11 protein-coding genes, 2 tRNA genes and 1 other RNA gene are annotated in these 11,037 nt (G+C 28.3%); 11 read left to right on the forward strand and 3 right to left on the reverse strand.

Annotated elements, in window-relative coordinates:
- Positions 1–103: 103 nt before the first annotated feature.
- A complete protein-coding gene (locus ACRDBA_RS06890) occupies positions 104–1,240 on the forward strand; it encodes a Fic family protein (RefSeq protein WP_438572195.1) in 1,137 nt (378 codons plus the stop codon).
- An 81-nt stretch (positions 1,241–1,321) separates the two neighbouring features.
- On the opposite strand, the gene ACRDBA_RS06895 is transcribed toward ACRDBA_RS06890, so the two are convergent.
- Positions 1,322–2,047 (reverse strand): lysophospholipid acyltransferase family protein, encoded by a 726-nt coding sequence (locus ACRDBA_RS06895; RefSeq protein WP_438572196.1) that lies wholly within the window; start codon positions 2,045–2,047, stop codon positions 1,322–1,324.
- Between the two features lie 284 nt (positions 2,048–2,331).
- On the opposite strand from ACRDBA_RS06895, the gene ACRDBA_RS06900 reads away from it, so the two are divergent.
- From ACRDBA_RS06900 to ffs, 7 genes are all read left to right on the forward strand, one after another.
- A tRNA-Arg gene (locus tag ACRDBA_RS06900) sits at positions 2,332–2,406 on the forward strand.
- Between the two features lie 176 nt (positions 2,407–2,582).
- Positions 2,583–3,824 carry an HlyC/CorC family transporter gene (locus tag ACRDBA_RS06905; protein WP_438572205.1) on the forward strand — a complete coding sequence of 414 codons (1,242 nt, stop codon included), beginning with the start codon at positions 2,583–2,585 and terminating at the stop codon, positions 3,822–3,824.
- Positions 3,825–3,896: 72 nt separating this feature from the next.
- Positions 3,897–4,343 carry a nucleoside deaminase gene (locus tag ACRDBA_RS06910; protein ID WP_438572197.1) on the forward strand — a complete coding sequence of 149 codons (447 nt, stop codon included), beginning with the start codon at positions 3,897–3,899 and terminating at the stop codon, positions 4,341–4,343.
- Between the two features lie 136 nt (positions 4,344–4,479).
- Positions 4,480–5,247: a prolipoprotein diacylglyceryl transferase gene (gene lgt / locus ACRDBA_RS06915; RefSeq protein ID WP_438572198.1), complete on the forward strand. Its 768-nt coding sequence runs from the start codon at positions 4,480–4,482 to the stop codon at positions 5,245–5,247.
- A gap of 99 nt (positions 5,248–5,346) precedes the next feature.
- Positions 5,347–5,625: a hypothetical protein gene (locus ACRDBA_RS06920; RefSeq protein WP_438572199.1), complete on the forward strand. Its 279-nt coding sequence runs from the start codon at positions 5,347–5,349 to the stop codon at positions 5,623–5,625.
- Positions 5,626–5,780: 155 nt separating this feature from the next.
- A tRNA-Ser gene (locus ACRDBA_RS06925) sits at positions 5,781–5,870 on the forward strand.
- 3 nt (positions 5,871–5,873) lie between these two features.
- Positions 5,874–6,138, forward strand: an RNA gene (gene ffs, locus ACRDBA_RS06930) — signal recognition particle sRNA large type.
- A 163-nt stretch (positions 6,139–6,301) separates the two neighbouring features.
- Here ffs and ACRDBA_RS06935 read toward each other — a convergent pair.
- The gene (locus ACRDBA_RS06935) at positions 6,302–6,790 is read right to left on the reverse strand and encodes a dihydrofolate reductase (protein WP_438572200.1); all 489 of its coding nucleotides are present in this window, start codon (positions 6,788–6,790) and stop codon (positions 6,302–6,304) included.
- Positions 6,790–7,581, reverse strand: a complete 792-nt coding sequence (locus tag ACRDBA_RS06940) for a thymidylate synthase (RefSeq protein ID WP_438572201.1) — start codon at positions 7,579–7,581, stop codon at positions 6,790–6,792. The genes ACRDBA_RS06935 and ACRDBA_RS06940 overlap by 1 nt, the downstream gene beginning before the upstream one ends.
- A 308-nt stretch (positions 7,582–7,889) precedes the next feature.
- Between ACRDBA_RS06940 and dnaX the strand changes: the two genes are divergently transcribed.
- The 3 genes from dnaX to recR all read left to right on the forward strand — a co-directional run bounded on the left by dnaX (position 7,890) and on the right by recR (position 10,750).
- Positions 7,890–9,503 carry a DNA polymerase III subunit gamma/tau gene (gene dnaX, locus ACRDBA_RS06945; RefSeq protein WP_438572202.1) on the forward strand — a complete coding sequence of 538 codons (1,614 nt, stop codon included), beginning with the start codon at positions 7,890–7,892 and terminating at the stop codon, positions 9,501–9,503.
- A 166-nt stretch (positions 9,504–9,669) separates the two neighbouring features.
- Positions 9,670–10,014 (forward strand): YbaB/EbfC family nucleoid-associated protein, encoded by a 345-nt coding sequence (locus ACRDBA_RS06950; RefSeq protein ID WP_438572203.1) that lies wholly within the window; start codon positions 9,670–9,672, stop codon positions 10,012–10,014.
- Between the two features lie 139 nt (positions 10,015–10,153).
- Positions 10,154–10,750, forward strand: coding sequence for a recombination mediator RecR (recR, locus tag ACRDBA_RS06955; RefSeq protein ID WP_438572204.1), 597 nt, complete (start codon positions 10,154–10,156; stop codon positions 10,748–10,750).
- Positions 10,751–11,037 lie beyond the last annotated feature (287 nt).

Raw genomic sequence — 11,037 nt, forward strand, 5'->3', positions numbered from 1 at the left:
TAATAAAATAGTATTAAATTTTAATATAATATAGTATTTAAAAAGTATTAAATTAGTAGTAAAATAGTAATATAAATAGTAATAAGTTTGGAGAAAAGAATATATGGATAAGCAGATAATTGATGAATTTAATAGATTATATTTTAGCAAAAGGCAATTGGAAAGAAGAATATATAAATCGGATGATTTTAATGAGATTTGGAACTATATTTTTAGCTTAAGAATGGATGCGGGCATTAAGTTAGACCTAGAGTTTAGTGAAAGCAGCAAGTTTTATTATTCCAAAATAGAGGATATAGGTAATTACAGTAGGGATGTTGATAATAACAAAGAAAATGAGATTTGGAGCTATATATCAAATAATAATAAAGAGAAGATATTAAAAAGATCTATAGTAAATGAGATTTATAATTCGATATTAAATAATAGTGATAACAAAAAGGAAATTAATAGAAAAGAATTAGCTGAAAAATCGCTACAAAATAGTGAAATTGTTAAGTTTATTACTGATTTAGGAGAGGAGAATAATGAATTTAACAATAAAATTATGGAGAAAATTTACAAAAATATATTATTAGCTATTGATGATGATATAAAGAATGTGTATAAGTCAGAAGAAGATAAGCTAGTAGTAGAAAGACTTATTGATTTTGTAAAAAATGATAATGAAACATCACTTTTATTAAAGGCAGCAATTATTAATTTTTATATAAGCTTTAAAAAGCCTTTTTATAGATATAATGAATGCATATCAAGGTTAGCTTCATATAGTTATTTAATATTAAATGGTTATGAGATAGTTAAGTACATATCTTTATCTAAGAAAATAAATAGTGATAGTAAAAGATATAATAGCACAATAGAAAATTGTATAGATAGCAATGGAGATCTAACGTACTTTATTAAATATTATATAAATATCCTTAAGGATTCTATTATTAGCTTTAATAAGGAAGTATCATCAAAATACGGAAAAAAGATATTAAAGTCTTTAATAGAAAAGAACAATATAAAGCTAGATAAGAGAATAAGTGAGTTTATATATTGTATAATGGCTTCAAATAATGATGTTGTAACTATAGAGGATTATAAAAAGATAGCTGGAGTATCCTATGAAACTGCAAGAACAGATTTAAATACTTTAGTCACATTAGGAGTATTTAAACTTAGTAAGACAGGAAAGAAATATGAGTATTACATAAATGATATTTCTACTATTATAGATAGCTTTAATGAATAAAAAGACTTAATTATAAATAAAGCGCCTAAGTAAGATTAAATCTTATTTATAGGCGCTTTTTAAATTAATTCTTTTAAAGTCTTAATTATTAGGTAGTTTACTTTCTATTATAGATTGAACCTTTTTAGGTAATTCGTCTAATTCTTCCTTTGATAAATTTAATGTTTCTATCATTGGATGAATAAATAACTCAACATTAGCAGGAGTTAACCAAGGTCCTTTTGTTGATTCCATGATTTTATAAGAACCATTCATAGTAACAGGAACTATTGGAACTTTAGATTTAGTAGCTAGTTTAAAGCTTCCAGCCTTAAATTCTCCAGTTTTATCTCCTCTACTTCTTGTTCCTTCAGGGAAGATTACCATAGAATAACCAGCTTTTAAATTTTTAATTCCATGTATTATGGCTTCGCCAGCTTTTCTAATATTACTTCTATCCATAAATACACAGTGCATGTATTCCATCCAAGTTTTAACCCCTGGAATTTTACTTGTTTCTATTTTAGCAACAAATCCTTTAGGAACATCTATTTGACTCATATAAATAGGAATATCAAAGTTTCCTTGATGATTTCCTATAAATAATACTGTTTTATCTTTAGGTAAGTTTTCTAAGCCGTGTACAGTAACCTTAACACCAGCAAGCTTTAGTAGAGATCTTGCCCATTTAGCAGTATATTGTTGAACAAAAGCTTTTCTTTCTTCTTCAAGACCTTGCTTAGTAAGTGATTTAACCTTAAACATAGCTGGTATAGTTAGAAAAAGGCTTAAGAAAAAATATACATACCATATAATAGATCTAAACATAGTATAATTCAGTCCTTTCTTTTATAAAATAATTAATAAATCCATATAATAAAGTATATAACAAACCTTTATTATATAAAAGAAAATAAAATTTAAATTAAGGAAGTGTATTTGTATTATTATAATCATATTGTGATTAAGTTATTTTATTTAGAAATGTAGAGAAAACTTAAGAATATATATGTTAAATTAACTAAACAAATAAATTTTAGCTAATAATGGCAGAGAGCAAACTAGAAAAACTTTGACAAATATTTCTAGTAGGTATAAAATCAAATTGATTAGTCTCCATAGTTCAATGGATAGAACAGTCCCCTCCTAAGGGACAGATACAGGTTCGATCCCTGTTGGGGATACCATTTAATTTGGTTTAATTAATTTTAAAGACTGCTAATTTTATTAGCGGTCTTTAATTTTAAAATTTTTAAATTTTAGTTAAATAATTTAAAAATATGTTCAAAATAAACGTATATTATTAGTTTTTTACATATGATATAATGGATGATATTACAATATACTAGGAGAGTGATCATTGTTGGAAAGTTATACGTGGCAGATAGTGTTATTAGTAATACTATTAGTTATGTCAGCATTCTTCTCTATGTCGGAAACGGCTTTAATGGCCTTAAGTAAAATTAGAATAAGACATATGGTAGAAGAAGGGGTAAAGGGAGCTAAGTTAGTAGAAAAGTTAACTGAAGACCCAAATAAGTTATTAGGTGCAATTTTAATAGGAAATAATATAGTTAACATAGGGGCGTCAGCATTAGCAACATCCTTAGCATTAGCTGTATTTGGAGAAAGTGGAGTAGGTATAGTTACCATAGTAATGACTATTTTAGTTCTTATATTTGGAGAAATAACTCCAAAATCAATTGCTAAGCAAAAGTCAGAAAAGGTAGCATTAGGAGTAAGTAAAATTATCAATCTAACAGTTAAAATATTTAAGCCGTTTATTTTTGTGTTTACAGCTATATCAGGAGTATTCATAAGATTATTAGGATGTGATCCTAAAGCATCAGAACCATTTATTACTGAGGAAGAACTTAAAACTATGGTTGGTGTCAGTGAAGAAGAAGGTGTTTTAGAAGGTGTTGAAAAGGAAATGATTTTCAATGTTTTCGAATTTGCTGATGCTCAAGTAAAGGACGTAATGGTTCAAAGAGTAGATGTAGTTGCAGTAGATATGGGTGCAACTTATGAAGAAGTCTTAGATGTTATAAATAGAGAGCAATTTTCTAGGATACCAGTTTACAATCATACAATAGATGATGTTGTAGGTATATTAAATGTAAAGGACCTTATAATGGCTGGACAAAATAAAGAAAACTTTAGTGTTTCAGATTATATGAGAGAACCTTACTATACATTTGAATTTAAGAAAATTAAAGAATTATTTAATGATATGAAGAAAAACAGAACACATATATCTGTTGTTTTAGATGAATATGGTGGAACTGTAGGTATAGTAACTATTGAAGATTTAATAGAAGAAGTATTTGGTGAAATAGAAGATGAATATGATGATGAAGTAAATGAAATAGAAGTTGTTAAGGAAGATGAATATATAGTTGATGGAAGTTCTAGATTAGATGATATATGTGATTTAATAGGAGTAAATATTGAATCAGAGGAGTTTGATTCAGTAGGAGGTCTTATAATAGAGCAGCTTGGTAGATTTCCTGAAAGCAACGAAGAAGTAATGCTTAATAAGATTAGATTTGTGGTTGAAGATATAGATAAGAATAGAATAAAAAAAGTAAGAATATATACTTAAAAAAGGCTGATTAAATATAGATTTATTTATATTTAATCAGCTTTTATAATTAGAATAAAAGGAGGGGTTTAGGTGGATTATATGGAGGTAGCCTTACGGGAAGCAGAAAAGGCTTTAAAAAAGCGAGAAATACCTGTTGGAGCTGTAATAGTAAAAGATGGTGAGGTAATAGCAAAAGCACATAATTTAAAGGAAACCTTAAAAATGCCTACAGGTCATGCGGAAATTCTAGCTATAGAAGAAGCTTGTAAAAAGCTAGATAATTGGAGGCTATCTGGTGCAGAAATGTATGTTACATTAGAGCCATGTCCTATGTGTGCAGCAGCAATCGCTCAAAGTAGGATATCTAGAATTTATATTGGTACATTTAATAAAGATATGGGAGCATGTGGCTCTGTAATTAACCTATTAGATTATCCTATGTTTAATACTTATGTAGATGTAAAATGGTGTTATAATGACAAATGTAGTAATTTATTAAAATATTTTTTTGATATGAGAAGAAAAGGTGAGTTATAAAATCTTAAAAGTTAGATATAAATTTAATTAAAATAATAGAGTAGGAAAGAAATTTATTAACAATTTTTTAATTGATATAAGGAAGTATACAGGAGTATAATGGTAAATAATAAAAACTATAAAAGGAGATTAAAATATGGATCCAATTGCATTTGAGATTTTCGGAATAGAAGTTATGTGGTATGGCGTATTAATATCTTTAGGTGTTGTATCTGCTATGCTATTAATTTATTTCTTAGCAAAAAAGAAAAATTTGAATTTTGATGTTATGATAGATGCTTTCTTAATAATATTCCCTATTTCAATAGTAGGAGCAAGATTGTATTATGTTGCGTTTGAATATCAAAATTATCATAGTTTTATGGATGTTATAAATATAAGACAAGGTGGATTAGCTATACATGGAGGTGTAATAGCTGGATTGCTAGCTGGTATTATATTTGCTAAAGTTAGAAAGATTAATTTCTTAGAATATGTAGATATAGCAATGCCGGGGTTAATATTAGCTCAAGCTATAGGTAGATGGGGAAACTTTATGAATCAAGAAGCTCATGGTGGACCTGTTTCTAGTGAGTTTATAAGCAAATTCCCAGAGTTTATTCAAAAGGGGATGTATATTGGTGGAACGTATTATCATCCAACATTTTTATATGAATCAATTTGGAATGTTATAGTTTGTGGTATATTAATATATATTCTTTATAAAAAGAAGAGTAGCGATAATGGAATAGTATTAGGAAGTTATATGATACTATATTCATTAGGTAGATTCTTTATAGAAGGTTTAAGAACTGATAGCTTAATGTTCTTTGGACTTAGAATAGCTCAAATAGTAAGTATTGCAGGAATACTTTTAGGAGCAGGAATAATACTGTGGATAAAAATAAAAAATAAGAAAAAATAATTTTAGAGACCATATCATTTGATATGGTCTCTTTTTAGCATCATTAATAATTAAGGTAATAGAATAGTATATATATTAATTAAAATATGGGGGAAGGCTATGGTTTTATTAGAATTTATTCAAAGTAAAAATAAAATATTAAAGAAAAAAATAGCGAATTTAGAAACCGATATTTATAAAGATAACATAGATTTTAATAGTTTATTTAATAAATATAATGAAGAAATAAATTGGTATAAAAGAGATATGATACCGAAGATTAAAGGAGTTGATAGTGAGGATTATTTAAGAGAATTAGAAAAAAACTATCTGCTTAATGAAAAATATGAGTATTTAATAAGCAAGTTAAAGTCTTTGTACGATGTGTATAAAGGCTAATGAGAAAAAATATTGTAAATTAATTAAATATTTAAAAAAATGTAGGTAACACTAGAAAAGATTGAGTTTAATAACTTATGATGAAGATTTTTTAATATTGCAATATATATCTGTATATGATAAGATATAGCAGTAGTTAAAATTAAATACTATATGGAGAGATGTCCGAGTGGTCGAAGGAGCACGCCTGGAAAGCGTGTATAGGGGCAACTCTATCAGGGGTTCAAATCCCCTTCTCTCCGCCACAGCCGTGCTAGATGGGGAGTCAGCGGTGCCCTGTAACCTGCAATCCGCTATAGCAGGATTGAATTCCTGGCATAGGTTTTAGTTTATAGGGTCTGTCCCTATGTAAGTGGTGTTGATGGTCGGGTCCCATGCGACGTAAGTGCATGAACCTCGTCAGGTCCGGAAGGAAGCAGCGATAAGTGATTACTGCGTGTGACATGGATCAATCTTGCCAGAGCTAACTGCATAGGTAACGCCTATAGATTACTGCCGAAGCCAGGTGCACGGTTTTATTTAAACCTTTCTTTGGAGAAAGGCTTTTTTAATGTTTAGGTTAAAATTCTAAAATTAATTTTTAGATTTATTTAAATTTGGTTACTCTTCAATAGGATTAACATATACAATAGGACAAGAAAACGAGGGCAGTTCGAATAGAACTACCCTCGTTTTCTTATCTAATTAAATCTATAAATTTGTATTTTAAATTTGATTTCTCATCTGTTTTTTCTTCTGATTCAAATTCAATTTTCCACTGATTTAAGTCTATTTCAGGGAAAAAAGTATCCCCAGAAAAGTCTTTATCTACTATAGTTAAATAAAGTTTATTGCAGTGAGGTAATAAAGCTTTATATATTTCTCCGCCGCCAATAACAAAGGCTTCCTCGTTAGAGTTTTTCCACAGGTGAATAATATCATTTAAGCTGTGGAAAACTTCTACATTAGGTGAATCCACAGAATAATCCACAGAATTAGTTAAAATAATATGCTTTCTATTAGGTAAAATACCAGGAAGAGACTCGAAGGTCTTTCTTCCCATGATTATAGTGCTTCCTGAAGTTATTTCCTTAAATCTCTTTAAATCTTCAGATATATGCCATAATAATTTATTATCGCCACCTATAGTATTGTTTTTAGATTTTGCAACTATGATGGATAACATTATACGGATACCTCCATTTTAATTGATGGATGATATTTATAATCTTCAAGCTTTATATCATCTATAGTGAAATCATAGAAGTTTGTTATATTAGGATTTATCCAAAGCTTTGGAGCTTCATAATCATCATTAGCTCTAGTAAGCTGAAGTTTCATTCCCTCTACTTGATTTTCATAAATATGTGCATTGTTTATCACATGTGTAAATAAACCTGGTTTCAGTCCTGTAACTTGAGCTATTAAATAAACTAAAACAGCATATTGGCTAGTATTGAAAGGTACTCCTAGAGGAACATCTCCTGATCTCTGAATTAGCATACAATTAAGTCTTCCATCAGAAACATCCCATAATGTCATAAAGCAACAAGGCTGTAATGTCATATGAGGTAAATCTTCTATATTCCACATAGTCATTAACATTCTTCTGTCTTGAGGATTATTTTTTAATGACTCTATTAGTTTATCTATTTGGTTAAACTTTTTTATTTGATAACCATAGCCTCTACCAATAGTATTATTTTCATCTACCCATTGATCCCATATACGCACATTTTGTTCTTGTAATTTTGTAACATCATTTGATTGGTCCTTGTAAATCCATAATAATTCCTTTACTGCTGTTTTAAAAGCTACAAATTTTGTAGTTAATATCGGAAACTCTTTTTCTAAATTAAATTGCATTATTTGATGAGGTAATTTATATGTAGGCATTCCTGTTCTATTATTATCGTAATATCCATTATTTAAAATATCATCTACTAACGCTAAGTATTTTTTATCATAAAGACTCATAAAATACACTCCTTATAAATATATAGTTAAGTTAATATTACTAAAACGCGACATATAATGCTATAATTGTTAATTAATTAACAATAAGAAAGTATATTCGACCTTTAATTTAGTTAAATATTTAACAATAAATACGCGAGAAAAACTTATTAATTTTAAATAAAATAAAGAAAATGAATATAGATGAATAATTATGCAATAGATTTTAAAGCGGTTTATAATATTAATTTAATGAGAAATTTGTTTTATTAGTTACTTATTATTGTATAATATACTTTATAAGAGAAAACAAAAGAGAGGTGAGTGTTTTGGCTTACACAGCTTTATATAGAGAATGGAGACCAAAAACATTTTATGATGTAGTTGGTCAGGAACATATAACAACCACATTAAAAAATCAAATATTAAATAATAGAATTGCCCATGCATATCTTTTTTGTGGAACTAGAGGTACAGGTAAAACATCAACAGCAAAGGTTTTTGCAAAGGCTTTAAATTGTTTAAACCCTATAGATGGAGAACCATGTAATGAGTGTGATATGTGCACTAAGATAAATAATGGATTGGCTATAGATGTAACTGAATTAGATGCTGCTTCAAATAATGGTGTAGATAAGATAAGAGATATAATTGATGATGTAAAATATCCACCACAAGAAGCAAGATACAAGGTGTATATAATGGATGAGGTACATATGCTATCTACTGGTGCTGTAAATGCATTTTTAAAAACATTAGAAGAGCCTCCTAATAATGTAATATTTATCTTAGCAACTACAGATCCACAAAAACTACCTATTACTATACTATCAAGATGTCAAAGATTTGATTTTAAAAGAATAAATAATAATGAAATTATAGCAAGACTAAGAAAGATAGTAACGGATCAACATGTAGAAGCTGATGATAAAAGCTTAAATCTTATAGCTAGAGTATCTGATGGGGCTATGAGAGATTCTTTAAGTATATTAGATCAAGCTATTTCAATGGGAGACGGTGAAGTTCAATATGATTCATTAGTAAGTATGTTAGGTTTAGTAACTAATGAACATTTATTTACCTTAACTAGTGCTATTATTCAAAGAAACATAGAAAAATCTATGAAGATTATAGATGATGTTGTTTATGCCGGAAAAGATATATATCTTTTTATTAAGGACCTAGTAGCTCATTATAGAAATATTTTAATGGCTAAGGTAACTAATAATCCAGAAGAAGTTTTGGATATGTCAGAAGAAAACATAAAATTAGTTAAGGAACAAGGTGAAAGAATCAGAGCAGAAGAAGTAATGAGATGTATAAGAATACTTCAAGATGCTGAAGCAAATGCAAAATTAAGTAAGCAAGCAAGACTTTATTTAGAATTAGCTACTATAAAGATGTGTAAAATAGAATATGACACATCTAATGAAGTAATTTTATCTAGATTAAATAAGCTAGAGGAAAATCTAAAAAGTGGAGCATTAAAGGTAGTTGCAGCTAATAGCACAGAGGAACAAGTTCCGAGAAAGGCTCCTGTAAAGCAAGTAGCGAAACCTTCAGCACCTGTACTTGGTAATGTTAAAGGAAATGAAAATTCAACTTTAACTATAAATGATATACAAAGAGCTTGGAGAGATATATTAGAAAAAATAAAAGCAAAAAGAGCTATGATTGTATATGCATCATTATTAACAGGTAAGGTTGTAGGGTGTAAAAATGGAATAGTAACTATTCAATATGAAGAGCAATATGGGTTTAATAGAGATAGATTAGAAAAACCAGAGAATAAAAAGATTATTCTAGAAGTATTTTCAGAAATATTTAGAGAAGATGTTAATATTGTATTTCACGTAGAAGAAGCAGGAGCAAACCAAAAATCTACAGAAGATATGTTATTAGAAACTTTAGGTGATGGAATAGTAGAGTTTTTAGATGAATAGAACTACAAAGGTTATTATTTTATAAAATAACTGATAATTCACATAAAGCTTTAAATAATGATAAATACTAAGGTTTAATACAATAAATAAGTTATGTAATATAGAAAATTTAAGTAAAATAATATATAATAAATAATATATTTTTATAAATAAGGAGGATGTTTTTATGGCAAGAGGTGGATTCCCAGGAGGATTTGGGGGAGGAAATATTAACAATTTAATGAAGCAAGCTCAAAAGATGCAAAAGGACATGGAAGTAATGCAAAAGGAACTTGAAGAAAAAGAGTTCGAAGCATCAGTTGGAGGCGGAGCTGTTGTAGTTAAAGCTAACGGAAAGAAAGAAGTTGTTTCTATTAATATAAAACCAGAAGTTGTAGATGCTGATGATGTTGAAATGTTAGAAGATTTAGTTTTAAGCGCAGTAAACGAAGCATTAAGAAAAGCTGATGAAGAATCTGCAAACAAAATGGGTAAACTTACAGGTGGAATGAATATTCCAGGATTATTTTAATAAAAGCTAAAAGTGAATATTTAGTTATATAATTTTATATAAAATTATTAATCAAAAGATGTAGGATTTATATTTTCTACATCTTTTGAATATTATAGAGAGTTATATACTTTAGCTTATAAGAAAGGATGTAATATATATGGAGTTTTATCCAGTTGCTATAGAAAAGCTAATAGAGGAATTTGCAAAGTTACCTAGCGTTGGGCAAAAGACAGCTCAAAGATTAGCATTACATGTTTTAAACTTACCTGAAGATGAGGTTAAAGAGTTTGCAACAGCACTTGTTAAAGCTAGAGGAACTATTAAATATTGTTCTATTTGTGGGAACTTTACTGATAAAGATCCTTGTGCTATATGTGGGAATCCTAATAGAGATAAAAATGTAATATGTGTAGTTGAACAGCCTAAGGACATTATGACTATGGAAAAGGTTAAAGAGTTTAATGGAGCTTATCATGTATTACATGGAAATTTATCACCTATGCAAGGAAGAGGACCACAGGATATTAGAATAAGAGAATTAGTAGCTAGAATGAGTGCAGATGTACAAGAAGTTATAATTGCCACAAACCCTAATATTGAGGGAGAAGCTACAGCTATGTACATATCTAGAATACTTAAACCATTAGATATAAAGGTTACAAGAATTGCATCAGGTATTCCAGTAGGTGGAGACTTAGAATATGCTGATGAAGTAACCTTATCAAAAGCATTAGAGGGAAGAAAAGAAATTTAATTGTTTTAAATGATTAAATTTTTAGAGATAAAAAAGTTAGTATTTATACTAGCTTTTTTTGTTAATGTAAAGTTTTCAAATATTTAATGTGTAAATTTTGTAGAATAAGCTTATAATTTAAATTATAAGTTATAATATACAAAAAAATGGAATCTGTTAAGCTGATATGAAAAAATAGCTTGGCTTTTCATAGAATTGCTCGCTCTTTGAAAATTATATAAGTTTGAATATTTTATTGTATGGCAAACAAGCCTGCAATAAAATTGATTTTTGCAGGTTAAATAAAG

The organism is Clostridium sp. (assembly GCF_051654825.1).
Lineage (GTDB): Bacteria > Bacillota > Clostridia > Clostridiales > Clostridiaceae > Clostridium.